This window comes from Streptomyces sp. WMMB 714 (assembly GCF_900090125.1).
Taxonomy (GTDB): Bacteria; Actinomycetota; Actinomycetes; order Streptomycetales; family Streptomycetaceae; genus Streptomyces; species Streptomyces daqingensis.
Genome location: NZ_FMHJ01000007.1, coordinates 284,712 through 310,567 on the forward strand (window position 1 = coordinate 284,712; position 25,856 = coordinate 310,567).

The window sequence follows — 25,856 nt, forward strand, 5'->3', positions numbered from 1 at the left end:
CGGGTACGCGTGCGTCAACTCGTCTCTGCGGAACCGCCGGACAGCCGGGCCAGCGCCGCCGGCACGTCCTCGACGTCGTCGACCAGGGCGATGCGCGAGGCCATCGGCCGTCCGTGCGCGAGCGACTGCAGCAGCGGCCAGCAGGGCAGCGTGCGGACCCAGTGCTCCTCGTTCACCAGAACCATCGGCGTCGGGGCACCGCGCGACTGGTAGTAGTTGGGCGTCGCGTTGTCGAAGATCTCCTGCACGGTGCCCGCCGCGCCCGGGAGGAAGACCACGCCCGCGTTGGACCGTGCCAGTAGCCCGTCCTCACGGACCGCGTTGACGAAGTACTTCGCGATGTGCTGGGCGAACGCGTTGGGCGGTTCGTGACCGTAGAACCATGTCGGGATGCCGACCGATGTGCCACCCGCGGGCCAGCCTTCCCGCACGGCGAACGCCGCTCGTGCCCATGTGCCGACGGACTCCTCGAAGGACGGCGCGGCCGAGAGCATCTCCAGCGACTTCTCCAGCATGCCGTCGTCGAAGGCCGCTGCGTACGCGCCGAGGTTCGCCGCCTCCATGGCGCCGGGGCCGCCGCCGGTGGCGACCGTCAGGCCGTCGCGCGCGAGGACACGGCCCAGGCGCGCTGCGCCCGCGTAGGCGTCGGTGCCGCGTGCCAGCTTGTGGCCTCCCATGACGCCGACGACCCGTGCGCCCACGAGGTGTTCGTCCAGCGCGTCGGAGACCGCGTCGTCGTGCACGGCGCGGAGCATCGAGGAGAAGACGTCACCGTCGTTCTTCGTCCGCTGGAACCAGGCGTACGAGCGGGCGTCCGGTGTGTGCTCATATCCCTCATCCAGCCCGCTGAACAGTTCCTCCGGGGAGTACAGCCGACCCCGGTAGGGGTTGAACGGCAACTGAGGCACGGGCGGAAAGACGAGGCCTCCCCGCTCCTGCACGCCGACGAGTGCTTCGGCGGACATCGCGCAGCCGAGGAAGACGGCACCGTCGGACTCCGCGTGGAGCAGCGCCTTCGTACGTTCACGCAGATCGACTGACTGCACCCGCCAGCCGCTGAGGCAGCCGGTGGCTTCGACGACGTCGTCGAACTCTTCGAGGCTCTCTATCTCGTGGTCGAGCATCCCGTCAGAGTAGGCGCTCCGCATCCGAGGCGGATCAGTACGGCGGAATGGGAACGGGACCGCGGTACGCACCGGCGGTCCCGTCCTGCTTCACAGTCCTCACGACTGTGCGGCACTCACGACGTCAGAGGAAGCGCGGCGAGTTGGGCGACCGCGTAGGTGAGCGAGCCCAGTACGACGGCCAGCAAGCACAGGCGGAGTGCGACCGCTCCCCTCAGTACGCGACGGGGCGCGCCGAGCCGGACGAGGGCCGCGTTGGCGGAGGACCGGAAGGCGCGGGTTTCGGCTGCGGCAGTCAGCGCACTGGCCAGCACGCAGAAGACCACCAGCGCCGAACCGAGAATGGTGAGCGGGCCGAGGAGGCGCGCTCCGTCCTCCGGGGCCCGTGCGTACAGTTCTCCCGCTGCCAGCGCACCCGCGGCCACAGCGCACAGGACGCCCAGGGGCCGGCCGAGCCGCCTCGCTTCGCGCTGCAGGACACGGCCTGACAGCAGCCGTACGGCACCTGGCCGGCCCACCGAAAGGAGCCATCCGCAGAGCTGCGTGAGGCCGGGCCCGGCGAGGATCAGCCCCACAGCGGTCAGCAACCAGCCGCCCAGCACACCCGGTACACTGTTGGAGAGGACGCTCGACAGGGGCAGCGGCTTGGGGGACCGGCTGGCGTAGGTCTCCATCGCCAGCCCCGCCGCGATCAGCGCCGTGCCCCACGGCAGCGTCGCTGCTGCCGGCAGCGGGCCGTGAGTCGTACGGAAGGCCGGTTCGTCACGCTGCGGGATCACATCGGCCGGTGCCAGCGCGTCGCTGCCGCCTCCGGCCGCCATGACCCCGGAGGACACCGTCGCGCCTCCGGTGCCGGCGGGCGCAGTGGCTGCGGCGACCGCCGGTGCCACTCGGGGACGCGTCGCCAGCGCAGCGCCCACTCCGGCGGCCACCGGCGGCAGAGCCAGCAGTACGAGAGTCGCAGCCACGGGCAGCGGCTGTTCTGCTGCGAGGAGCCGTACAGCCGCACCGTCGAACGGCAGGGTGGCCAGCTGCCCCCGCAGATGCAGGTAGACGACCAGCGCGATGCCACTGCCCAGCAGCGCGGACAGGGCGGTCGACGCCGCGGCGAGCAGGGGGACACGGGCGGGTCCCACTCCCGCGACGTCCAAGGCGGACCGCGACCGCGAACCGGGTTCCGTACGCGCAACGGCCGCGGCGAACTGCACCGCCGCGGCGAGCGGCACGGCGCACCAGACGAGCCGTACCAGGGAAGCGCCGGAGTCCTGGGGGTGGGCCAGGGCGTAGCTCAGCGCGGCCAGCAGAAGGAAGGTCACGACAGCCGTCGCGCAGGCGACGAGCAGACGGCGCAGCAGCGTGAGGGGAGAGCCCCCGCGGACTAGACGGAGAGCGAGCACGCGGCACCCTTGGAGTCTTCGCCGTCCGAGTCGGTGCCGGACGCGGCCACCTTCTCGCCGCCTGTGCCGCCGTCCCCGTCCGTTCCGTCGCTCGCGTCCCGTCCAGGACCGGAGGAGACGAGACCGTTGAGCCGTCCGTCGACCAGCGTCAGGTTGCGGTCGACGAGTGTGGGCCCTGCCGCGTCCGCTGCGAACGGGTCGCCCGCGGTGACCTTGGGCAGCATCACTGCCGGGTCGTGGGTCGTCAGCACGACAGTGATGTTGTGCGACCGTGCGGCAGTCGTGAGGGTGCGCAGCACCTGTGCGCGTTCCACTTGGTGCAGCGGAGCCGTGGGCTCGTCGGCGAAGACGATCGCCGGTGCGGGAGCGAGCGCGCGTGCGATGGCGACGTGCTGGCGCTCGGACTGCAGCAGAGCGGAGGGACGCTTTCGCGCGCAGTCTCCGACGTCCAGCCTGTCGAGCCAATCGATCGCCGCCTTGCGCGCTGCGCGGTGGCCGGCGCCGAGCAGCAGCAGTGGCATCGCGGCGTTCTCCCAGGCGGTCAGCTCCGGGATCAGCTGCGGTTCGCTGCCGACCCATCCGAAGCGGTCCCGGCGCAGCCGTTCACGGGCGGTACGGCTGAGTGTGTGCATCGGGACGCTGTTGAACCAGATCTCCCCGGCGTTGGGCGTCAGTTGACCGGACAGGCAGCTGAGCAGTGTCGACTTGCCACTGCCGCGCGGTCCGGTGACGGAGACGATCTCACCCGCCTGAACGCCGATCGAGACGCCTTGGAGGGCGGGAGACCCGCCGTACGAGTAGTGCAGTCCGCGTGCCCAGAGCACGTCGTTGTCCGGCGGTGCTGCCACCGAGGGCACCTCCACTCATGCTGGTCCCTGCCGGTCCCTGGGTCCTCTGGACGGGTGAACGAGGGCCCGGGACGTCGGTCACAGGCACCGTAAGGAGAGCCGGGCACGCATACGGCGCCATCCGGCCGGGCACGGCGCAGATTCCACCGAACGGGCCCGCAGATGGACCAGTAGTCCGGACAGGGGCCGGACGGCGGACGCCGGACGTACGGGCAGGGCTGTCAGGGTCGGTCGGCGGGCAGATGGGTGGGGGCGAACATCCTGAGCAGGGCGGGGAGTACGACGACCGACGGTCCCGGTGCGGACAGGGCCTCCGACAGGTCCGCGCGGAGCCGTTCGGGAGAGGTGCGCACTGCCGGAACGCCGAACGACTCCGCCAGCGCAACGAAGTCGGGCCGCGCCAGGTCTGTGCCGACTGCTTCGCCGAAGGCGTCCGTCATGTACTCGCGGAGGATGCCGTAGCCGCCGTCGTCGACGATCAGCCATGTGACCGGCAGACCGTACTGGCGGGCAGTGGCCAGTTCGGCGAGGGAGTACATCGCACCGCCGTCGCCTGACACGGCGAGGACCGGAGTGGTGCGCTCCGGGTGCGCGGCAGCCGCGCCCAGCGCCGCGGGGAAGCTGTAGCCGAGGCCGCCCGCGCCCTGAGCGGAGTGCATGGCCCCGGAGCGGGGGTCGAAGGCGGACCAGGCCCAGTAGGCGAGGATCGTCATGTCCCAGAAGCTCGGAGAGCTGTCCGGGAGCGCCGCGCGTACGGATGCGAGGACGTCCTGTTCGAGTTCGAGGCCCTGTTCTGAGATGCGGGCCCGTACGCGCTGAAGAAGGGCGGAGGCCCGTGCTGCCGCCTCACCCCGGGGCCGCGGCGAGACGGCGGCGCCGAGCGCTTCGAGCGCCTGCCGTGCGTCTGCGTGGACGCCCAGCGCCGGATGGTTGGCCTCCAGTTTGCCCAGGTCGGCCTCGATGTGGATGACGCGGCCGCGGGAGGCGAAGGTGTGGTAGTTGGAGGAGAGTTCGCCCAGTCCGGAGCCGACGACGAGCAGCACATCGGCGTCCGCGAGGAAGTCGGTCGTGTACTGGTCCTCCAGCCACGAGCCCAGGGACAGCTCGTGGCCGCAGGGGAAGGCGCCCTTGCCGCCGAAGGTGGTGGCGACGGGTGCGTCCAGCTGTTCGGCGAGGGCGAGCAGCTGCGGCTGCGCTCCCGCCCGTACGACACCACCGCCCGCGAGCACCGCCGGACGGGAGGACGCGTCCAGCAGCTCGGCTGCTGCCGCGATGAGCTCGGGGCGTGCGGGCAGCGGCCGGGGGGCGCCCGCGCCGCTCACGGCGAGGGACGCGGGGGGCGGGACATCGGTCGGTGAGAGCAGCACGTCCTGGGGGATCTCGACCCACACCGGACCGCGGGGCGCCTCCAGCGCACTGGCCCACGCCTCTGCCAGGGCCGACGGGATCTGGGAGGCCGAGCGGACGGGGTGGACGGATTTGACCACGTCGCGGAACGACGCCTGCTGGTCGCGGAGTTCGTGCAGGTAGCCCTTGCGGCTGCCGCCGAGGCCGGCCCTGGGGACCTGGCTGCTGATGCCGACGACGGGTGCGGAGGCCGCGGCCGATTCCTGCAGCGCCGCGAGCGACATCAGAGCTCCCGGACCCGTGGAGACCAGCAGCGGAGTCGGGTCGCCGGTCAGACGTGCGTGGGCGTCGGCGGCGAAGCCCGCGTTGTTCTCCATCCGCAGCCCCACATAGGACATGGGGGAGCGGCGGACGGCGTCGAAGACACTGAGCGCGTGCTGCCCCGGCAGTCCGAAGACTGTGCCCGCGCCGAGAGCGGACAGGGACTCGGCGACGAGGTCGCCTCCGTTGCGGACTGCTGTGGTCATGCTGTGGATGGCGCCTTTCGTCGGGCCTGCGGCCGGCCGGTGCCGCGGACAGTGGTCTGCTTGCTCGTCCCCGTCCCGTCCCCTTACCGGACGGAGCGCTGCCGCGGCGTGCGCAGTGCGTCCTGGGGGCGTGCTCGCGGATCCGGACTCCAGGGTCAGCCGGTTTCGGCCCCGTTCGGAGTGCCGGGTCCGGCCGGGGCCTGACCGCCCGCGAGCCGGGTCCGCCAGGCGGCCAGCACCTCCGGGCCCGTGGGCCTGCTGAGCAGGCTCACCACGACGTGGGTGAGCAGCGAAGCCAACAGGCCATAGTAGATCGGCTCGTTGGCGAGGATCCCCTTCCACGCCATCACCGCGACGACAGTCACACCGCCGACGACTGTCGCGGACAGTGCACCGGTCGCGGTGCCTCGCTTCCAGACGAGTCCGCCCAGGATCGGCACCAGCAGGCCCCCCACGAGCAGGTTGTAGGCGACGGTGAGCGCTTCGACCACGTCGTTCAGCGCGATCGAGATGACGACGACTGCCGCGCCCATGACGAGGATGAAGACGCGGTTGCCGCGTACTTCGTCGTGCGCGTGGCCGTTTGCCTCTGCGCCGGTGACGTGCGTTCCGCCGTCGGCGGGCGGGCGCCCGGTCGCACCGGTCCGTGCAGCTGTCCGGCGGACGCGCGTCCAGATGTCGTTGCTGGCGACAGTGGCGCACGCGATCAGTGCTCCGGACGAGGTCGACATCACCGCGGACAGTGCCGCGGCCAGGACCAGGCCCTTCACGCCGATCGGCAGGGCGTCACCGACGATGGTGGCGAAAGCCGCGTCGGGGCTGTCGAGGTTCGGGTAGAGCGCTTTGGCCGCCGTGCCGACAGCGGCACCCGCGATCGCGTACACGAGGCAGTAGACCCCGGCCACGGTCCCGCCGTTGCGGGCGACCTTGTCGCTCCGCGCGGTGAAGACCCGCTGCCAGATGTCCTGTCCGATCAGCATGCCGAACGAGTAGACGAGCACGTGGGTGAATACCGTCTGGACGCCGATGTTCATGGGCGCGAAGTAGTCGTCGGGCAGCCGTTCGCGCATGCCGTCGATACCGCCGGCCTTGTAGACGGCGACCGGCAGCAGCAGTAGCAGCACGCCGACCGACTTCACGGCGAACTGCACCATGTCCGTGAGCGTGATCGACCACATGCCGCCGAGCGTCGAGTACGCGATGACGATGCCGCCGCCCAGCATGATCGCCAGCCACCTGTCCAGGCCGAAGATGACGTCGAAGATCGTCGCGTAGGCGATGGTCGACGTCACCGCGAGCATGAGCGTGTACGCCCACATCACCAGCCCGGAGATCACCGAGGACGATCCGCCGTAGCGCAGGTCGAGCATCTGCCCGACCGTGTAGACCCTCAGCCGGGATATGCGGGCGGAGAAGAACAGGCTCAGAGCCAGCAGGCCGAAGCCGATCGTGAACACGAGCCAGGCGCCGGAGAGTCCGTACTCGTAGCCCAGCCCGACGCCGCCGATGGTGGAGGCCCCGCCGAGCACGATGGCCGCCATCGTGCCGGAGTAGAGGGTGGGGCCGAGACGGCGTCCCGCGACGAGGAAGTCGCTCTTGGACTTGGCGCGGCGCATCCCCCACCAGCCGACCGCGAGCATGCCGGCCAGGTACGTGACGATCACTGCGTAGTCGACGGCCATACGGTGCTCCTCGGGTCGAGGTGGGGAGGGGATGAGGAGGGAGAGGGGGCGGGGGCGCTCGGCTTGAGCGGTGAGCCTAGGTGTCGTCAAGGCGGCCGTGAAGTGTACGTTTCCTCCACTGCGAAGCTTTGGAGTGTGTGAATCGTCCCGTGGGGGCTCGCTGTGGAAGAACTCATTCCGCCCACCGTGCCCGTTCCGCTGTCGGTGCTGACGGGTGATGCGGAACTCGGTCTGCGGCAGGTGGCGGGACCGGAGGATCCCCCGACACCCGTGTACGCGGTGCACACCAGCGAGATGGCGGACCCACTGCCCTATCTGCTCGGTGGGGAACTGTTGTTGAGCGCGGGAGTGCACTGCCCGGTTGTTGCCCCGGACAGTTCGACGGACGGTGCCTCAGTCCCCGGCGTGGCACACGCAGATGATCCGGCACCGCACGGACAGCACGACGGGGAACGATCAGCGGAGTCGCACTGGGAGCGCTACGTGACCCGCTCCGTCGAAGCCGGGGCGGCGGCCCTCGGGTTCGGAATCGCGCCCGTTCACGACCGGGTTCCCGCCGCGCTCGTACGCGCCTGCGACCGCCAGGGCCTGCCGCTGGTCGAAGTCCCCGAGGGCACGCCGTTCACGGCGGTCGCACGCGCTCTCTGGCAGGCGGTCACGCAGCGGCGTCACCAGGCGCTGCGGAGGCTGAGCGAGGCGCAGCGGACACTGGCCGCCGCGGCTGCCGGGCCCAACCCCGTCCCCGCGGTGCTCGGTCAGCTCGCCCAGCGGCTCGACGCGTGGGCCGTACTCCTGGATCACGGCGGCCGCGAGCTGGCGGGAGCGGGAAGCGCGCCGAACGCGGAGCTGCGTTCCGAACTGGCGGCGCTGACCGAACGGTTGCGCCCCGGACCCTCCTCCGTGGCCTCCTCGGCCGGAGACCTGCACCTGAGCGTCTACGGCCTCGGCGGACGGAAACCGCTCGCACTCGGGGTGTGCGCGCCGCACCGCGACGCCGTCGACGGCTCCATCGCCGCGGTCGCCGTCGTACTGCTCTCGTTGCTCACCGAACGGCGCGCGGCCGCCGCCGAGGAGCGGCGCGCTGCTGCTCTCGTACGGCTGATGCTGGGCGTCCCCGCTCCGGAGGCGGCCCGGCTGCTGAACGGGGAGGAGAAGTGGGCGGTGGTGCACGGGAGGCGGCGGGGCAGCGCGGCGCGGGGCCCGAGCGAGGGAGCCGGCCGCGGCGGACGTGCGGACGACCCGCTCGCGGCGGCCTCCCTCGCGGAAGCACTCGGCACCACGCTCGTCGATCTGTCGGGCGATGAACTGCGCGCGCTCCTGCCTCTGAGCGAGGAGCGTGTGCGGGACGAGGTGCGTGCTCAGCAGGGATGGGCGCTGGGCGTCAGCGCCCCCGTGGCCGCCGGGGATCTGGACCGCGGAGACGCAGGTGCGGCGCGAGCGCTGCGAAGGGCGCTCGCAGAGCGGCGTCCCGTCGTACGGGAGCGCGACGGGGCCGGCGCTGACGTCGTCTCGCTCGTCGCGCCGGAGGACGGCAGAGCACTGTCCCGTACCCGGCTCGCACCGCTCGACGGGCATCCGGAACTGGAGGACACGCTGCGCATGTGGCTCTCGCTGAACGGCAGCTGGGACCGTACGGCGGTGGCGCTGGAGGTGCACCGCAACACGGTGCGGCAGCGCGTGGCCCGGATCGGGCGGCTGCTCGGTGAGGATCTGAGCGAGCAGGACGTCCGCATGGAGCTGTGGTTCGCCCTCAAGTGGCGTTGACGCAACCCCTGTTCGACGGCGCCGGTGACGCGTCGAACTGCGGCGCACTCCGCAGCGTCAGAGCTTCGTCCAGGCCTCGGACAGTACCGACCGGAGGATCTGCTCGGCCTCGTCGAAGGTCTTCTGATCGGAGATGAGCGGCGGCGCGAGCTGCACGACCGGGTCGCCGCGGTCGTCCGCGCGGCAGTAGAGGCCCGCGTCGAAGAGCGCCTTGGAGAGGAAGCCGTAGAGCACGCGCTCCGACTCCTCCTCGGTGAACGTCTCCTTGGTCGCCTTGTCCTTGACCAGTTCGATGCCGTAGAAGAAGCCGTTGCCGCGGACGTCGCCGACGATCGGCAGGTCCAGCAGCTTGCTCAGCGTCGCCCTGAACGCGTCCTCGTTGTCGAGGACGTGCTGGTTGAGGCCTTCCCGTTCGAAGATGTCGAGGTTGGCCAGCGCCACCGCGGCAGAGACCGGGTGGCCGCCGAATGTGTAGCCGTGCAGGAAGGTGTTGTCGCCCCGCCAGAACGGCTCGGCGATGCGGTCGGAGATGACGGCCGCGCCGATCGGTGAGTACCCGGACGTCATGCCCTTGGCGCAGGTGATGATGTCCGGCACGTAGCCGAACTTCTCGCACGCGAACAGCGTTCCGAGACGTCCGAAGGCGCAGATGACCTCGTCGGAGACCAGCAGGACGTCGTACTGGTCGCAGATCTCGCGCACACGCTGGAAGTACCCGGGCGGCGGCGGGAAGCAGCCGCCGGCGTTCTGCACCGGCTCGAGGAAGACGGCGGCGACGGTCTCCGGACCCTCGAAGAGGATCTGCTGCTCGATCTGGTCCGCTGCCCAGCGGCCGAACGCCTCGGGGTCGTCGCCGTGCAGGGGTGCGCGGTAGATGTTCGTGTTGGGCACCTTGTGGGACCCGGGGACGAGCGGCTCGAACGGCGCCTTCAGCGCGGGGAGTCCGGTGATGGAAAGGGCTCCGTGCGGGGTGCCGTGGTAGGCGACGTTGCGGGAGATGACCTTGTACTTGCCGGGGTTGCCGTTGAGCTTGTGGAACTGCTTGGCGAGCTTCCAGGCGGTCTCCACGGCCTCGCCGCCGCCCGTGGTGAAGAAGATCTTGTTCAGATCGCCCGGTGCGTGGTGCGCGAGACGCTCGGCGAGTTCGACCGCCTTGGGGTGGGCGTAGGACCAGATCGGGAAGAAACCCAGGTCCTGCGCCTGCTTGTTGGCCGCCTCGGCGAGTTCGGTGCGGCCGTGGCCGGCCTGGACGACGAACAGACCCGCGAGACCGTCGAGGTAGCGCTTGCCGTTCGTGTCGTAGATGTGGGTGCCCTCGCCGCGGACGATGGTGGGGACGGGAGCGTTCTCGTACGACGACATGCGGGTGAAGTGCATCCACAGGTGGTCGTTTGCGGTCTTGGAGAGATCCTTGCTCACGGTTATCGAGTTCCCCAGGTGTAGGTCTGCTTTCGCAGCTTGAGGTAGACGAAGCTCTCGGTGGAGCGCACGCCGGGCAGCGCGCGGATCCGCTTGGTGATCATTTCGAGAAGGTGTTCGTCGTCCTGGCAGACGATCTCGACGAGCAGGTCGAACGAGCCGGCGGTGATGACGACGTAGTCGACCTCATCGATCTCGGTGAGAGCGTCGGCGACGGACTCGAGGTCGCCTTCGATGTTGATGCCGACCATCGCCTGCCGCAGGAAGCCGACGGTGAGAGGATCCGTCACGGCGACGATCTGCATGACACCCTGGTCCTGGAGCTTCTGGACCCGCTGCCGCACGGCCGCCTCGGACAGGCCGACGGCCTTGCCGATCGCGGCGTACGGACGTCGCCCGTCCTCCTGGAGCTGTTCGATGATCGCCAGCGAGACATCGTCGAGCGACCGGATGCCGTTGGATTTCTTCGCGTCTCGAGCCACGCACGACACTGTGCATGAGACCTCCTCCGCTTTGCAACCCTTAAGCAATGTAATCCGAAGCTAATGGGCCTCACAAGAACAGAATTCGTCGTACCCGGTGTGGTGGTGTATCGAAAGCGTTGTGCTGCTGGTTAGGCTTGCCATCTCACCCAATGGACAACGGAGCAGGAGGGGTGCGAAGTGACCACCGAGCTGCGTCGGCTGCGCAACTACATCGACGGGGAGTTCCGGGACGCCGCTGACGGCCGGACCACGGACGTGGTCAACCCGGCCACGGGCGAGGTGTACGCCACCGCCCCGCTTTCCGCGGCCGCTGACGTCGATGCCGCAATGGCCGCCGCGGAGAAGGCGTTTCCGGCCTGGCGCGACGCGACGCCGGCCACGCGCCAGAAGGCGATCCTCAAGATTGCGGACGCACTCGAGGCGCGCGCCGACGAACTGCTGGCCGCGGAGTGCGAGAACTGCGGAAAGCCGCTGGAGCTGACCCGGCAGGAGGAACTGCCGATGATGCTCGACCAGATCCGCTTCTTCGCAGGGGCGGCGCGGATGCTGGAGGGCAAGTCCGCGGGCGAGTACATGGAGGGGCTCACGTCCTTCGTGCGCCGCGAGCCGGTCGGCGTCTGCGCCCAGGTCGCGCCGTGGAACTACCCGGCCATGATGGCGGTCTGGAAGTTCGCGCCGGCGCTGGCGGCGGGCAACACCGTCGTGCTCAAGCCGTCGGACACGACGCCCGCCTCGACGGTCTTCATGGCCGAGGTGATGGGCGAGGTACTGCCCAAGGGCGTCTTCAACGTCATCTGCGGCGACCGCGACACCGGGCGTCTGATGGTCGAGCACGGCACACCCGCCATGGCCTCGATCACCGGTTCGGTGCGGGCCGGCATGGAGGTGGCGGGCAGCTCCGCCAAGGACCTCAAGCGGGTTCACCTGGAGCTGGGCGGCAAGGCGCCCTGCATCGTCTTCGACGACGCCGACATCGCGAGCGCCGTCGAAGGCATCAGGGACGGCGGCTTCTTCAACGCCGGGCAGGACTGCACCGCCGCGACGCGCGTCCTCGTACAGGAGGGCGTGTACGAGCAGTTCGTCTCGGCGCTCGCCAAGGCCGCCGCCGACGTCAAGACCGGCGACCTCAGCGACGAGGACTGCTTCTACGGGCCGCTGAACAACCCGGACCACCTGGCGAAGGTGACCGGCTTCATCGACCGGCTCCCCGCCCACGCCAAGGTCGAGTCGGGCGGCGAACGCGTCGGCGACAAGGGGTACTTCTACGCGCCGACAGTCGTCTCCGGACTCCGCCAGGACGACGAGATCATCCAGAACGAGGTCTTCGGCCCGGTCATCACGGTGCAGAAGTTCACCGACGAGGACCAGGCAGTGACCTGGGCCAACGGCGTCGAGTACGCGCTGGCCTCGTCGGTCTGGACGACCAACCACGGGCGCGCGATGCGGCTTTCGAAGTCGCTCGACTTCGGCTGCGTGTGGATCAACACCCACATCCCGCTCGTCGCGGAGATGCCGCACGGCGGCTTCAAGAAGTCCGGGTACGGCAAGGACCTCTCCATGTACGGGCTGGAGGACTACACGCGCGTCAAGCACGTGATGACGGCCCTCTGACCGCTGCTTCCGTGGCAGCGGGCGGGACAGCCCCGTCCGTGACGCCGAAGCCCCGTGGGCCCCGGGACGCGACCGCGTTCCGGGGCCCACGCGCGCGTTCAAGGGGTAGGGGCGCAGGGCGCTCGGGGCGGGAAGCGGAACGGGATGTTCTGCCCGGTTGGGGCTGTCTCGTTACACCGTTCGCTTGACGGGTGCTATGTGCGCGGTGGTTGGCTACGAGGGACACGTGTACGCACTCGGAAACGGAGCCCCCGTGCTGATCTTCGGCACTTCTTCCAAGATGGTTCAGCTCGCCATGCTGAACCTGCTCTGCAGTTACTGCGGCAACCCCTCGGCTCACTCCTTGCGCAAGCGGGTCACCAAGTTCTCGCTGTTCTTCATCCCGCTCTTCCCGATCATGCCGGCGAAGCACTATCTGCAGTGCACGTTCTGCGGCGGGGCGAGTGAGATAACCAAGGAGAACGCGGACCAGCTCGTCGCCCAGGGCGGCGGCCAGCCGCAGCCCCAGCAGGGCTACGGTGCGCCGCAGCAGGGCAATCCGTTCGCGGGGCAGCAGCCGTACGGCGGGCAGGCTCAGGGCGGTCCCCAGGGCGGGCAGCCGCCGCAGAACCCGTACCAGTCCTGACCCGGCCGGAGCGGGCCCGGGCGCGCAGCCGCTCCGTCCCGTCCCCGCCGTCGCTCAGTCCGGCCGTCCCGCCGTCCGCCCGTTGCGTCGTCCGGCGGTTCCGCTGTCCCGTCGTTCTGCTGCCCGGGCGTGCTCCCATGCGCACGCGGCTCAGCGGTAGGTGTGCGCGCCCGTCAGCCCTGACGCTGCCACGAGGCCAGGTAGGCGTCGATCTCTTCCTCGAGCCCGGCCTTGGCGGGCTTCTCCATGAAGGACGCCCGCACGGCGTTCTTCGCCAGCGCCGCGATGCCCGCGGCATCGAGGCTCAGCAGCCGGGCGGCGATCGCGTACTCGGTGTTGAGGTCCGTGCTGAACATGGGCGGGTCGTCGCTGTTGATCGTCACCAGGACGCCGGCCTCCACCATCTCCCGGAGCGGGTGGGCGTCCAGGTCGTGTACCGCTCGGGTGGCGACGTTCGAGGTGGGGCAGACCTCGAGCGGGATCTGCTGCTCCGCGAGGTGGTGCAGGAGCTGCGGGTCTTGCACGGCGCTCGTGCCGTGGCCGATCCGCTCCGCGCGCAGCGACTCGAGCGCGTCCCAGATCGTCTCCGGCCCGGTCGTCTCGCCCGCGTGCGGCACGCTGCGCAGGCCCGACGCGATGGCGCGGTCGAAGTAGGGCTTGAACTGCGGGCGGGGGACGCCGATCTCGGGACCGCCCAGCCCGAACGCGATCAGCCCGTCGGGCGGGGCCGCCGTGGCGATGCGGGCCGTCTCCTCGGCCGCCGGTATCCCGGCCTCGCCGGGGATGTCGAAGATCCAGCGCATCACGACCCCGAGTTCCCTCTCGGCCGCGTGCCGGGCGTCCTCGATGGCCTCCAGGAAGGCGGCGTCCGGGATTCCGCGGCTGGTGGAGCTGAAAGGGGTGACTGTCAGCTCGGCGTAGCGCACCTGCTGGCGTGCCAGGTCGCGGGCGACCTCGTAGGTGAGCAGCCGGATGTCCTCGGCGTCGCGCAGCAGGTCGACGACGGAGAGGTAGACCTCGATGAAGTGCGCGAAGTCCGTGAAGGTGAAGAACTCCCTCAGCGCGGCTGGGTCCTTGGGGACCGGGGAGTCGGGATGCCTGGCGGCCAGCTCGGCGACGATGCGCGGAGAGGCCGAGCCGACGTGGTGCACGTGCAGTTCGGCCTTGGGCAGCCCGGCGATGAAAGCGGTGAGGTCGGACAACGGGAGCCTCCAGTCGGAAGGGAGCCGGATCATCGTATGCGGGCTGTCGTGACGGGCGAATAGCATGGCGGACGGACGAGAAACCCCAGGAGGGGAACACATGGCAGACGAAACCGGACAGCCAGGGCGGTCCGGCGACGGGCAGCACAACCCGTGGGCACCTCCCGACGAGGGCGTCCGGTTCCGTAAGGACGGCGACCCCGGAGGGCCCGCCGGTGGGCACGGGTCTGCCGGCGGAGCGCGGCAGCAGCACGGCGCACAGCAGGGCAGCGGTGGGCAGGGCCCCCACAGCCGGCCGGTCGCCGAACAGCCGACGGCCACGTCGAACAGCGGCGCAGTCCCTCCGCCCCCGGTGCCTCCCGCTCCGGGGGCGGCGGCGCAGTCGGGTCAGGCCGGCGCGGGGAGCGGCACCGGGTCGCCCTACGGGGCGTCGCCGTACGGGCAGCCGCAGGGACAGTCATACGGGCAGTCGCACGGACAGCCCTACGGACAGCCGTACGGGCAGCCGCAAGGACAGCCGTACGGCCAGGTGCCCGGAGCGGCCTACGGCTACCCGTCACCGTCGCCCTACGGGTACGGCCAGGGGGCCGGAGGGTACGGCTGGCAGAACGTGCCGCTGCCCAACGGCAAGTCGGTCGGGGCCATGGTTCTCGGCATCATCAGCATGGTCGTCGTCGCGACGTGCTGGGGGAGTTTCGTCGGCATCATCACCTCGCCGATCGCGCTGTGGCTCGGTCTCTCGGCGCGGCGGGGCGTGGACAGGGGTGAGCTCGGCGGACGGGCGCAGGCCGTCGCCGGGTTCGTGATGGGGATCATCGGGACGGTGCTCTCGGTGATCATCGTCACGCTCATCGTGCTGATGTTCACGGTCTTCCGTGAGGACCTGGAGAAGTCCGACACGGATCCGGGGTCGGACGGCACGTCGATCGACGCCAGGCACATGGTGACGCTGGTGGTGGAAGACGCTGCGGATAGTAGGGCCTAAGTTCATACCGGTTGCCGATTCCGTGGCTTAATCAAATGGCAACGACGGAATCACTTGTTGAATCAGCCTCCTCCTGCCAGGATCGGCGTCCAAACATTGACGGACGCCGCATCGCACTAGGCAGGAGAGCTCGATGGTCCAGCGCTTCGACGTGTCCTCGCGCTTCGCGGAGGGAGCGCAGTTCACCGCGGGGCGGCTCCGAACCGGCAGTTCAGGGCGCACGCACGCGGTCGTCGACCCGGCGACCGGCGATGAGGTGCTCGGCTACGAGCTGGCGGAGCCAGGGGACGTCGACGAGGCGGTCGAGGCCGCGCACGGCGCCCTGCCGGAGTGGTCCGGTGCGACGCCGGCCGAGCGCTCCGACGCGATGCACCGCTGGGCAGCCGTGCTGCGGGAGCGTACGGACGACTTCGTGTTCGCGGAGTCGCTCCAGTGCGGCAAGCCGCTGAAGCTCTCCGAGGAGTTCGACGTCCCTGGCTCCTTCGACAACGTGGCCTTCTTCGCGGGCGCCGCGCGGCAGCTTCCGGGCGTCGCGGCCGGCGAGTACAGCGGCGACCACACGTCGTACGTGCGGCGCGAACCCCTTGGCGTCATCGGTTCCGTCGCCCCGTGGAACTACCCGCTGCAGATGGCCGCGTGGAAGATCCTCCCCGCCGTCGCCGCCGGCAACACCATCGTCCTCAAGCCCTCCGAACTCACCCCGCTGACCTCGCTGATGTTCGCAGAGGCGGCACGCGAGGCGGGCATCCCGGACGGCGTGATCAACATCGTCTCGGGCGCGGGAGCGGACGTGGGGGAGACCCTGGTCTCCCATCCCCGCGTCGCGATGGCGTCCTTCACCGGTTCCACCGCCGTCGGGAGGCGTGTCGCGGAGCTCGCCACCGGCAGCGTCAAGCGGCTCCACCTGGAGCTGGGCGGCAAGGCGCCGTTCGTCGTCTTCGACGACGCGGACCTGCCCGCGGCGGTGCACGGCGCGGTCGCCGGAGCGTTGATCAACTCGGGGCAGGACTGCACCGCGGCGACCCGGGCGTACGTGCAGCGCCCGCTGTACGAGGAGTTCGTCAGCGGTGTCGCGGACCTGATGAGCACTGTCCGGGTGGGCGACCCGTTCGCGCCGGACACCGACCTCGGGCCGCTGATCTCGCACGCGCACCGCGACCGGGTCGCCGGCTTCGTGGAGCGTGCGCGCTCCAGTGCCACTGTCGTGACGGGCGGCAAGGCTCCAGGCGGTGAACTGGCGAAGGGCGCGTACTACCTGCCCACCTTGATCACGGACGCGCCGCAGGACAGCGAGATCGTCCAGCAGGAGGTCTTCGGCCCCGTGCTGACGGTGCTGCCCTTCGACGGCGACGACGAGGGCATCGCACTGGCCAACGACACTCCGTACGGCCTGGCCGCCTCCGCGTGGAGCCGGGACGTGCTGCGCACGGGCCGGGCGGAGCGCGAGATCCAGGCGGGATGCGTCTGGATCAACGACCACATCCCGATCATCAGCGAGATGCCGCACGGCGGCTACAAGGCCTCCGGCCACGGCAAGGACATGTCCGCGTACTCGTTCGAGGAGTACACACAGGTCAAGCACGTCATGTACGACATAACCGGTGAGGCGCGCAAGGACTGGCACCGCACCGTCTTCGGGGACCGCTGAGCCGGCGGTCCGCCCGCCGTCCCGCCGCTCGGCATCCGCGACCGCACCGCCCCGCACGGCCGGACCCGTCCGGCCGTCCCACCGCACCGACGAACCGCACCTCTCCTTCCCTGTCCCCTCGCTGGAAGGCAGCCCGATGGACCTGGACCCGCAGCTGTACGAAGGACTGCCCGACCCTGTGCGCAAGGCGTGGGAGCGGAGCACGACGAGCGGACGCGCCGCCATGAGCCGCAGGCGCCTGCTCCGCCTGAGCGCGCTCGCCGCCGGCGGTGCGGCGCTCGCCGCGTGCGGCATCCCGCCCGCGGAGGGAAGCCGGGGCGGCAACGACCCCGAGGACACCCCCGACTACTCGAAGAAGGAGAAGGTCCTCAATTTCGCCAACTGGCCCCTCTACATCGACGTCGACGACAAGAACAAGAAGAAGCGCCCCACGCTGGACCGTTTCGAGCGGGAGAGCGGCATCAGGGTCAAGTACGTCGAGGACATCAACGACAACAACGAGTTCTACGGCAAGATCAAGCCGCAGCTCGCGGCCGGCCAGGACACCGGACGCGACCTGGTCTGCCTGACCGACTGGATGGCGGGACGCGTCATACGGCAGGGCTGGGCGCAGCGCCTCGACCCGGCGCGGCTGCCCAACGCGGTGGCCAATCTGGAGGACCGCTTCCGCACGGCCGCGCAGGACCCGGGGCGGCAGTACAGCTACCCGTGGGCCGGGACCGCCTGCGTGGTCGCGTACAACAAGAAGGCCACCGGCGGAAAGAAGGTCACCAGCGTCACGCAGCTGCTCGAGGACGAGTCGCTGAAGGGCAAGGTGTCCATGCTCAGCGAGATGACCGACACCGTCGGGCTGACGATGCTCGACTCCGGCATCGACCCGGGCAAGTTCACCGACGACGACTTCGACAAGGTCATCGCCCGCATGCAGAAGGCCGTCGACGCCAAGCAGCTGCGGCGCTTCAGCGGCAACGACTACCTGGACGAGCTCAACTCCGGTGACATCGCGGCCTGTCTCGCGTGGGCGGGCGACATCGTCCAGCTGAAGCTGGACAACCCCGACATCGAGTTCGCGCTGCCCGAGAGCGGCTACCTCTTCGGCACGGACGATCTGCTCGTCCCCGCGAAGGCCCGCCACCAGGCCAACGCCGAGGCGCTGATCAACTACTACTACCAGCCGAAGGTCGCCGCGGAGCTGGCCGCGTGGGTCAACTACATCTGTCCCGTCTCCGGGGCCAAGGCGGAGATGGAGAAGATCGACAAGGACGTCGCGGCGGACCCGCTGATCTTCCCGGACGCCGAGACGGTCAAGCGGGGGAAGAACTTCCGGCCCATGACGGCCGGCGAACACGCCCGCTACGAGAACAAGTTCGCCAAGCTCATAGGCGCCTAGGCGAGGAATCGGTCATGACGATCACGCTTTCCGGAGTCAGCAAGGTCTTCGGCGGCTTCACCGCCGTACACCCGCTGGACCTCACCATCCCCGAGGGCTCCTTCTTCGCCCTCCTCGGCGCCTCGGGCTGCGGCAAGACCACGACGCTGCGCATGATCGCCGGTCTGGAAGAGCCCACGGACGGCACCATCCGGCTCGGGGACGACGACATCACCGGGCTCCCGCCGCACAAGCGGCCCGTGAACACGGTCTTCCAGAACTACGCCCTCTTCCCGCACCTCGACGTCGCCGAGAACGTCGCGTTCGGGCTGCGCCGCCGCGGCATCAGCTCCGTGCGCAAGCAGGTCGAGGAGACGCTGGAACTCGTCGAGCTGGGCCCGCTGGCCAAGCGGAAGCCGCGGCAGCTCTCCGGCGGACAGCAGCAACGGGTCGCGCTCGCCCGCGCGTTGATCAACCGTCCCCGCGTGCTGCTGCTGGACGAACCGCTCGGCGCCCTCGACCTCAAACTGCGCCGCCAGATGCAGCTGGAGCTGAAGCGCATCCAGACAGAGGTCGGCATCACCTTCGTGCACGTCACGCACGACCAGGAGGAGGCCATGACGATGGCCGACACCGTGGCCGTCATGAACCGGGGCCGCGTCGTGCAGCTCGGCGCCCCCGACGAGCTGTACGAGAACCCCCGCTCGACGTTTGTCGCCAACTTCCTCGGCACCTCCAACCTCATCGAGGCGGAGATCCTGGCGGTCGAGGACGCCGAGCTGCGGCTGAAGGCCGTCGGCGCCGATTCCGTCCTCCGCCTGCCCGTGGAGCGCTGCGCGGTGGAGGAACCGCGGGCCGGCGGCAAGGTGCTCGTCGGAGTGCGCCCCGAGAAGATCTCCCTCACCCACGCCGCGGACGCCGAGGACTCCGACGCCGGCGGGACGATCCCCGAGGGCAGCAACGTCCTGACCGGGCGCATCCGGGACGCCGGCTACCTCGGTGTCTCCCTGCAGTACGTCGTCGACAGCCCCGTCTGCTCCGAGTTCAGCGTCTACGAGCCGAACGTCGAGCGCGACACGCGGCTCACCCGCGGTACCGAGGTCGTCCTGCACTGGCGGCCGTCGCACACCTTCGCCCTGGACGCGGCTCAGGACGCGGAGGCCGGAACCGCGGAGGAGGCGCTGTGACCGCACCGAGCGTTCCCGCCCCCGCCGGTACCGCTCCACCCCCAGATCGGCCGTCCCCGGAGACCGGCTCCTCCGGGGGCGGCCCGGGAACCCGTCCACGGAAGCGCCTCACGCCCTACTGGCTGCTGCTGCCGGCAGGGCTCTGGCTGGCCGTCTTCTTCGTAGCACCGTTCTTCTACCAGGCGTCGACGTCCGTGCAGAGCGGCTCCCTGGAGGAGGGCTTCCGCGTCACATGGGCTTTCTCCAACTACTCCGACGCGCTGGCCACTTACGGCCCGCACTTCCTGCGCTCGTTCCTGTACGCCTCCATAGCCACCCTGCTCTGCCTGCTCATCGGCTACCCCCTGGCGTACACGATCGCGTTCCGCGCGGGCCGCTGGCGGAGCCTGCTGCTGGTGATGGTGATCGCGCCGTTCTTCACCAGCTTCCTCATCCGCACCCTCGCCTGGAAGACGATCCTGTCCGACGGCGGTCCGGTGGTCGGGGTCCTGGAGTCGCTGCACGTCCTCGACGCCACCGCCCTGCTCGGCCTGACGGGGGACGACCGTCTCCTGGCGACGCCGCTGGCCGTCGTGTGCGGACTGACGTACAACTTCCTGCCGTTCATGATCCTGCCGCTCTACAGCTCCCTGGAGCGCATCGACCTCTCGCTGCACGAGGCCGCCCGCGACCTGTACGCCGAACCGGCGACCGTCTTCCGCAAGGTGACCTTTCCGCTCTCCCTGCCCGGTGTCGTGGCGGGGACGCTGCTGACGTTCATCCCCGCTTCCGGCGACTACATCAACGCGCAGCTGCTCGGGTCGCCGAACACGCAGATGGTCGGCAACGCCATCCAGAAACAGTTCCTCAACGTGCTGGACTATCCGGCCGCGGCCGCCATGTCGTTCATCCTCATGGCGATCATCCTCGTCGTCGTCACCCTCTACATGCGCAGGGCAGGAACGGAGGAACTGGTCTGATGAACGCCCGCACCCAGGGGCCCGCGCCCGTGCGCTGGCTGCGCCGCAACGCCGTCGTCCTGGCGGGACTGGCCGCGCTCGTGTACCTGCTGCTGCCGAACGTCGTGGTGATGCTGTTCTCCTTCAACAAGCCGGCAGGACGCTTCAACTACGAGTGGCGCGAGTTCTCCACCGGCGCCTGGACGGACCCCTGCGGCGTGGCGGACATGTGCGGCTCCCTCGGCCTGAGCCTGCAGATCGCCGTGCTGTCCACGCTGTTCGCCACGGCCTTCGGCACGTTCGCCGCCTTCGCGCTCGCCCGCTACCGCTTCCGCGGCAAGGGCACCGGCAACGCGCTGATCTTCCTGCCGATGGCGATGCCCGAGGTCGTGATGGGCGCCTCCCTCGGCACGCTCTTCCTCAACACGCGCGTCGACTTCGGATTCGTGACGATCCTGATCGCGCACATCATGTTCTGCCTGAGCTTCGTCGTGGTCGCCGTCAAGGCCCGCGTGATGAGCATGGACCCGCGGCTGGAGGAGGCCGCCCGCGACCTGTACGCGGGCCCGTTCCAGACCTTCCTGCGGGTCACGCTGCCGCTCGCCGCACCGGGGATCGCGGCCGGGGCGATGCTGAGCTTCGCGCTGTCCTTCGACGACTTCATCATCACGCAGTTCAACGCCGGACCGTCCACGGTCACCTTCCCGATGTTCGTCTGGGGAGCCGCGCAGCGCGGCGTCCCGGTGCAGGTGAACGTCATCGGCACGGCCATGTTCCTCATCGCGGTGGCCGTCGTGCTCGTCGGCCAGTTCACCGCGAGCCGGCGCAGGAGCAGGTCATGACGACGGCGCGGCACGGCGGCGACGGACCCGGCACCGATCGGCCCGCCGTCCGCTGCGCGGCGGCACACGCGCTGGCCGGCACCCGCCCCGTGCCGTACTGGCTGGACGACCCCGAGCACCGGCCCGAGGCGCTGCCGGCGCTCACAGGCGACGAGGAGTGCGACCTGCTCGTCGTCGGCGGGGGTTACAGCGGCCTGTGGACGGCGCTGATCGCGAAGGAGCGCGACCCGCGCCGGGACGTCGTCCTCGTCGAGGCCAAGGAGGTCGGCTGGGCGGCCTCGGGGCGCAACGGCGGTTTCTGCGACTCCTCCCTCACGCACGGCTTCGCGAACGGACTGGCGCGCTGGCCCGGGGAGTTCACCACGCTCGAACGTCTCGGACAGCGCAATCTCGACGCCATCGAACATGCCGTGCAGCGCTACGGCATCGACTGCGACTTCGAACGCACCGGCGAGATCGGCGTGGCGACCCAGCCGCACCAGGTCGCCGAGCTGCGCGAGGCCGCGGAACAGGCGAAGCGCCTCGGGCTGGACGCGGACGGCTGCGACGCGGGGGAGGAGAACGTGACCTTCCTCGACCGCGACGCCGTACGCGCCGAGGTCGACTCCCCGTCCTTCCTCGCGGGCCTGTGGTTCCGCCGCGGCGTCGCGCTGCTCAACCCGGCGAAGCTCGCCTGGGGCCTCAAACGCGCCTGCGTCGAGGCCGGCGTACGCGTCTACGAGAACACCCCGGCCCGCCAACTCGCCTCCGACGACGCCACGGTGGGTGTGCGCACCCCCTACGGACGGGTGCGGGCCAGGCACGTCGCACTGGGGACGAACGCCTTTCCGTCGCTGCTGCGGCGGGTCCGCCCGTACATCGTCCCCGTGTACGACTACGCCCTGATGACGGAGCCGATGAGCGCGGAGCAGCGCGCCTCCCTGGGCTGGCGGAACCGGCAGGGACTGGCCGACAGCGCCAACCACTTCCACTACTTCCGTCTCACCGGCGACGACCGCATCCTGTGGGGCGGCTACGACGTCCTGTACCACTACGGCAGCAAGATCGCCGCTGAGTACGACCAGCGTCCCGAGACGTTCCACAAGCTGGCCGGACACTTCTTCGACACCTTCCCGCAGCTGGCAGGGCTGCGTTTCAGCCACGCGTGGGGCGGCGTCATCGACACCTGCTCGCGCTTCTCGCCGTTCTTCGGCACGGCACACGGCGGACGCGTCAGCTATGCGGCCGGGTACACGGGGCTGGGCGTCGGGGCGACCCGGTTCGGCGCGGAGGTGATGCTCGACCTGCTCAGCGGGGAGCAGACCGAGCGCACGCAGCTGGAGTTCGTCCGCAGCAAGCCGGTGCCGTTCCCGCCGGAACCCCTCCGGTGGGCGGGCATCGCACTGACGCAGTGGTCGCTGGCGCGGGCGGACGCCCGTGGCGGCCGCCGCAACCTGTGGCTCAGGACGCTGGACTCCATGGGCATGGGCTTCGACAGCTGAACCTCGCACACGCCGGGACGCTGCCGCGGCGCGGTGCCGCCGCGTCCGTTTGTTGCGGAATGGCGGTGATGCAGTGGATGCGTCATAGAGTTCTGGGATTTTCCTACCTGTCAGTACCCGTCCTGGTTACGGTTCCTGATTGTCAGGAGCGGTCCGCGCCGAGACCGGCCGGACCGCTCACGGGGGAGAACCAGGGGGGACTCACATGTCCGCACTGCACGGCTCGTCTTCGCGTGCCCTGAGCGCCGGAGCCAATCCGACCAGCGGCAGCTTCGGGCGGATGTTCCCGGACCTGCCGCCCCGCCGCCCCACCGGGCTCGAACAGGCCAAGGAATTCGGCCTCCCCGGCGGGAAGATGGACGGCGGCCAGACCACCGAGGACCAGGAGAACCCGAACCTTCCCGCCGGCTTCACCTACCTCGGGCAGTTCATCGACCACGACCTCACCCTCGACGCCATGTCGGAACTGGGGCAGCGATCGGACCCCTCGGCGGTGACCGACTCCCGGACGCCCCGCCTCGACATGGACAACCTCTACGGCGCGGGCCCGGTCGTCAGCCAGCATCTGTACGACCCGACGTCCCACGACACGAAGCTCGCCCTCTCGGCGGACGGCGTCGACCTCGCCCGCACGGACGGCGGGGTGGCTCTCATCGGGGATCCGCGCAACGACGAGAACCTCATCCTCGCCCAACTGCACCTCGTCCTCATCAAGTTCCACAACGCCGTCGTCGACGCGCTGCGCTCCGGGCGCATCACCGACGCGGTGGGGCGCAGGCTCCCCCCGATGCCGCCGGAGGAGCCGCAGGACGAACAGCCCGGCGTGCCGCTGGACCAGCTGCTGGACGTCGAGAACTACTACAACACCGTCTTCACCAGCGCACAGCAGCTCGTGCGCTGGCACTACCAGTGGCTCGTCGTGCACGAGTTCCTCATGCGGGTCGGCGACCCCGAACTGGTGCAGGACGTGGAGAAGAACGGGCCGCGCTTCTTCAGGCCGCAGCAGTCCGTCTTCATGCCGGTGGAGTTCGCTGCCGCGGCGTTCCGCTTCGGGCATCCCACGGTGCGCTCCTCGTACCGCGTCAACGAGAACTTCACGGGCAAGATCTTCCCCGACGACCCCGAGGCGGGGACGGAGCCGCGCACCGATCTGCGGGGCGGGCCGGTGCGCCCCGAACACGCCGTCGACTGGAGGTACTTCTTCCCCGCCGGCGGCCGGCGTCTGCACCAGGACACCAAGCGCATCAACAGCGTGCTCAACAGCCAGCTGCTGGACCTCCCGGTCAGCGCGGTGCCGGGCGCGAAGAAGGGAGCGCTGGCGAGGCCGGTGGCCTCCCTCGTCGTGCGGAACCTCCTGCGCAGCGAGACGCTCGGACTCCCGTCCGGTCAGGACGTCGCCCGCAAGGTCGGCGAAACCCCGCTCACAGACCGGGAGTTGGAGAGCGAAGGCCCGAGCTACCTGTGGTACTACATCCTCAAGGAGGCCGAAGTGCGCGCGGAGGGGCTGCATCTGGGCCCCGTCGGCACCCGCATCGTCGCCGAGGTGCTCATCGGGCTGCTCGACGCCGACCCCACCTCGTACCGCTCGGCCTACCCCGGCTGGCGGCCCACCCTCGCGGACGGCTACGGGCGCTTCGGCCCCGCGGAACTCCTGCGCTTCGCCGGTGTGGTCGACGGGGACTGACCGCACCGACCGGAGGGCAGGCTCTCCCTCGCACATTCCCGTACGGATGTGTACCTCGGGCACAAGCAGGCTCGGCCACGCACGGATGCACACGGGAACGGCGGGAACTGCCGGCCGGAACGTGCCGCGCGTGACCCGCGGGCGCGCTCACCGCGGCGCGGCGCGGGTGACGCCCGCACGCGGGACGATCCGGGAGAAGTGAGCGGAGAGTCCGGCATGTTCCGCCTCTCCTCCGTGGCATGCGCGCACGGGGAGGGGGCGGAACATGACCGGTACGGCCGAAGAAGCGGGAGCCGTGGAGTGGCTGGCGTCGGCGGCGGACGATCCGCAGGCGTGCAGGGCGGAGTGGGAGAGCAGCCCGCCGGGCGTCGTGCTGCTTCCGGCGGGACGCATGTGGGACGTGCTGATGGTCGGCGGGCTCCTGGGATATCCGACGCTGGACGCGCTCACCGGCCGGCCGGAGAGACCCGGACCGGTGCTCGCCGACTTCGGTGACGCCCGGATCGGCTTCTTCGTCCCGCCGGGGACGGCCGCCCGCTGGGCGGACACGGGCGTACGGTGCGCGGGCCGCGGCACATGGATCGTCGCGCCGTGTCCCGGCAGGGCGTCCGGGGGCGCGCGCTGGCTCGTACCGCCGGACGGGTCGGGGACGCTCAACGACCCGGTGGCGCTGGAGCTCGCGATGCAGGACGCGGCCGCACGGGTCGAAGGAAGGGCACGGGGAGACGGCTGAGCGGTACGGCAGGCGAGCGGGAGCCTGCCTGACGCGGGAAACGGCCTGACGCGGGAGCCTGCCTGCCGCGGCAGACGGTCAGCTGTCCGGGCGGGCGGTCGCCGGCCCGGGCCCACCGGTGTCCGGAACGTCGCCCTCGTCGGCGGATGACGGATCGCCGTGCCGCGAGTGCCGGGGCGCCCGCACACGGCGTGCCGGCCCGCGGCGGACGGCCGCCGCAGCCGGGGCCAGCAGCACCCAGCTCAGGCACAGGCTGGCCAGCACGTCGAGCGGCCAGTGGTATCCGCGCCAGACGAGCCCGGCGCCGCACAGGACGGTGAGTACCACCGCGGCGACCGGCGCAGGCCAGGAAGGGAGCCTGCGCACCGACAGGCACAGCAGCAGCGCCGCACCTCCGTAGGCGACGGCCGCCGTGGCGGTATGGCCGGACGGGTAGTAGTTGACGCCGCCCAGCGGCCCCGGCCTGCCCAGCCACACCTTGACGAGGGAGACGGCCACGGCGGCGCCCCCCAGTGCCCCGAGTACGCACAGAGGAGCCAGCCACCGCCGCCCCCGCACGACTGCCGCCGCGTACGCGCACGCGGCGGCGAGGACGGGCAGCGCGACCTCGGGATTGCCAAGATCCGCGAAGAGTTCGCTCACCGCGGTGGGAGGGGACGAGCGCCGCAGCGCCGTACCGAGCCGTGCGTCGAGGGCCAGCAGCGGCCCGCCGACGGCGACCTGCCAGGTGACGAGCGCGAAGACAGCACAGCACAGAAGGGACGCAGCGCGGTGAACAGCCGACCGCCCCGGAACAGGGGGGAGAGTTCCGGAGCGGTCGTATCGACCGGCTTTCCGCGGGCCCCGGGGGGTGTGGGGCGGGCGGTCCCCCGATCGGTGAGGAGCGTGCGCCAGGGCACGACCGGGCTCGTCTTGGGGAGAGACGGGCTCGGGCCAGGTATCCGAAGTGGAGTTCCGG

The 25,856-nt window shown here is 70.3% G+C and carries 21 protein-coding genes; 12 read left to right on the forward strand and 9 right to left on the reverse strand.

Annotated elements, in window-relative coordinates; all coding sequences use genetic code 11:
• Positions 1-14 precede the first annotated feature (14 nt).
• The 5 genes from H181DRAFT_RS15440 to H181DRAFT_RS15460 all read right to left on the reverse strand — a co-directional run bounded on the left by H181DRAFT_RS15440 (position 15) and on the right by H181DRAFT_RS15460 (position 6,925).
• Entirely contained in the window at positions 15-1,124 is a 1,110-nt protein-coding gene (locus tag H181DRAFT_RS15440; protein ID WP_254666850.1) for an LOG family protein, read from the reverse strand.
• A gap of 116 nt (positions 1,125-1,240) precedes the next feature.
• Positions 1,241-2,521 (reverse strand): hypothetical protein, encoded by a 1,281-nt coding sequence (locus H181DRAFT_RS15445; RefSeq protein WP_074467880.1) that lies wholly within the window; start codon positions 2,519-2,521, stop codon positions 1,241-1,243.
• Positions 2,503-3,369 (reverse strand): ABC transporter ATP-binding protein, encoded by an 867-nt coding sequence (locus H181DRAFT_RS15450; RefSeq protein ID WP_074467891.1) that lies wholly within the window; start codon positions 3,367-3,369, stop codon positions 2,503-2,505. Before H181DRAFT_RS15450 ends, H181DRAFT_RS15445 begins: the two co-directional genes overlap by 19 nt.
• A gap of 221 nt (positions 3,370-3,590) precedes the next feature.
• Positions 3,591-5,243 carry a thiamine pyrophosphate-binding protein gene (locus H181DRAFT_RS15455; protein ID WP_045865005.1) on the reverse strand — a complete coding sequence of 551 codons (1,653 nt, stop codon included), beginning with the start codon at positions 5,241-5,243 and terminating at the stop codon, positions 3,591-3,593.
• A gap of 155 nt (positions 5,244-5,398) precedes the next feature.
• Positions 5,399-6,925 (reverse strand): sodium:solute symporter family protein, encoded by a 1,527-nt coding sequence (locus H181DRAFT_RS15460; RefSeq protein ID WP_045865006.1) that lies wholly within the window; start codon positions 6,923-6,925, stop codon positions 5,399-5,401.
• A gap of 405 nt (positions 6,926-7,330) precedes the next feature.
• Here H181DRAFT_RS15460 and H181DRAFT_RS15465 point away from each other — a divergent pair, with 405 nt between their 5' ends.
• The gene (locus H181DRAFT_RS15465; protein ID WP_254666851.1) at positions 7,331-8,689 is read left to right on the forward strand and encodes a PucR family transcriptional regulator; all 1,359 of its coding nucleotides are present in this window, start codon (positions 7,331-7,333) and stop codon (positions 8,687-8,689) included.
• Between the two features lie 57 nt (positions 8,690-8,746).
• On the opposite strand, the gene H181DRAFT_RS15470 is transcribed toward H181DRAFT_RS15465, so the two are convergent.
• Positions 8,747-10,126, reverse strand: coding sequence for an aspartate aminotransferase family protein (locus H181DRAFT_RS15470; protein ID WP_074467881.1), 1,380 nt, complete (start codon positions 10,124-10,126; stop codon positions 8,747-8,749).
• Positions 10,111-10,599 carry an Lrp/AsnC family transcriptional regulator gene (locus H181DRAFT_RS15475; RefSeq protein ID WP_045865009.1) on the reverse strand — a complete coding sequence of 163 codons (489 nt, stop codon included), beginning with the start codon at positions 10,597-10,599 and terminating at the stop codon, positions 10,111-10,113. The genes H181DRAFT_RS15470 and H181DRAFT_RS15475 overlap by 16 nt, the downstream gene beginning before the upstream one ends.
• Positions 10,600-10,770: 171 nt before the next feature.
• On the opposite strand from H181DRAFT_RS15475, the gene H181DRAFT_RS15480 reads away from it, so the two are divergent.
• Both H181DRAFT_RS15480 and H181DRAFT_RS15485 read left to right on the forward strand, forming a co-directional pair.
• A complete protein-coding gene (locus tag H181DRAFT_RS15480) occupies positions 10,771-12,204 on the forward strand; it encodes a gamma-aminobutyraldehyde dehydrogenase (RefSeq protein WP_045865010.1) in 1,434 nt (477 codons plus the stop codon).
• A gap of 253 nt (positions 12,205-12,457) precedes the next feature.
• Positions 12,458-12,829 (forward strand): zinc ribbon domain-containing protein, encoded by a 372-nt coding sequence (locus H181DRAFT_RS15485; RefSeq protein ID WP_045865011.1) that lies wholly within the window; start codon positions 12,458-12,460, stop codon positions 12,827-12,829.
• 173 nt (positions 12,830-13,002) lie between these two features.
• Here H181DRAFT_RS15485 and H181DRAFT_RS15490 read toward each other — a convergent pair whose 3' ends face one another.
• The gene (locus H181DRAFT_RS15490; protein ID WP_045865012.1) at positions 13,003-14,031 is read right to left on the reverse strand and encodes an adenosine deaminase; all 1,029 of its coding nucleotides are present in this window, start codon (positions 14,029-14,031) and stop codon (positions 13,003-13,005) included.
• Between the two features lie 100 nt (positions 14,032-14,131).
• Between H181DRAFT_RS15490 and H181DRAFT_RS30175 the strand changes: the two genes are divergently transcribed.
• The 9 genes from H181DRAFT_RS30175 (at position 14,132) to H181DRAFT_RS15535 (ending at position 24,898) form a co-directional block, all read left to right on the forward strand.
• The gene (locus H181DRAFT_RS30175; RefSeq protein WP_078895758.1) at positions 14,132-15,016 is read left to right on the forward strand and encodes a DUF4190 domain-containing protein; all 885 of its coding nucleotides are present in this window, start codon (positions 14,132-14,134) and stop codon (positions 15,014-15,016) included.
• A gap of 133 nt (positions 15,017-15,149) precedes the next feature.
• Complete coding sequence (locus H181DRAFT_RS15500) at positions 15,150-16,664, forward strand: gamma-aminobutyraldehyde dehydrogenase (protein WP_045865014.1); 1,515 nt, start codon at positions 15,150-15,152, stop codon at positions 16,662-16,664.
• 136 nt (positions 16,665-16,800) lie between these two features.
• Complete coding sequence (locus H181DRAFT_RS15505) at positions 16,801-18,054, forward strand: polyamine ABC transporter substrate-binding protein (RefSeq protein WP_045865015.1); 1,254 nt, start codon at positions 16,801-16,803, stop codon at positions 18,052-18,054.
• 14 nt (positions 18,055-18,068) lie between these two features.
• A complete protein-coding gene (locus H181DRAFT_RS15510) occupies positions 18,069-19,220 on the forward strand; it encodes an ABC transporter ATP-binding protein (RefSeq protein WP_045865016.1) in 1,152 nt (383 codons plus the stop codon).
• Entirely contained in the window at positions 19,217-20,179 is a 963-nt protein-coding gene (locus H181DRAFT_RS15515) for an ABC transporter permease (protein ID WP_045865017.1), read from the forward strand. The genes H181DRAFT_RS15510 and H181DRAFT_RS15515 overlap by 4 nt, the downstream gene beginning before the upstream one ends.
• Complete coding sequence (locus H181DRAFT_RS15520; RefSeq protein ID WP_045865018.1) at positions 20,179-21,000, forward strand: ABC transporter permease; 822 nt, start codon at positions 20,179-20,181, stop codon at positions 20,998-21,000. Before H181DRAFT_RS15515 ends, H181DRAFT_RS15520 begins: the two co-directional genes overlap by 1 nt.
• Positions 20,997-22,481 carry an NAD(P)/FAD-dependent oxidoreductase gene (locus H181DRAFT_RS15525; protein WP_078895759.1) on the forward strand — a complete coding sequence of 495 codons (1,485 nt, stop codon included), beginning with the start codon at positions 20,997-20,999 and terminating at the stop codon, positions 22,479-22,481. The genes H181DRAFT_RS15520 and H181DRAFT_RS15525 overlap by 4 nt, the downstream gene beginning before the upstream one ends.
• 205 nt (positions 22,482-22,686) lie before the next feature.
• Positions 22,687-24,165 carry a peroxidase family protein gene (locus tag H181DRAFT_RS15530; protein WP_045865019.1) on the forward strand — a complete coding sequence of 493 codons (1,479 nt, stop codon included), beginning with the start codon at positions 22,687-22,689 and terminating at the stop codon, positions 24,163-24,165.
• Between the two features lie 265 nt (positions 24,166-24,430).
• Positions 24,431-24,898, forward strand: a complete 468-nt coding sequence (locus H181DRAFT_RS15535) for a hypothetical protein (protein WP_045865020.1) — start codon at positions 24,431-24,433, stop codon at positions 24,896-24,898.
• 78 nt (positions 24,899-24,976) lie between these two features.
• Here the strand turns inward: H181DRAFT_RS15535 and H181DRAFT_RS28465 are convergent, their stop codons facing one another.
• Positions 24,977-25,540 (reverse strand): phosphatase PAP2 family protein, encoded by a 564-nt coding sequence (locus tag H181DRAFT_RS28465; RefSeq protein ID WP_074467882.1) that lies wholly within the window; start codon positions 25,538-25,540, stop codon positions 24,977-24,979.
• Between the last annotated feature and the right edge of the window lie 316 nt (positions 25,541-25,856).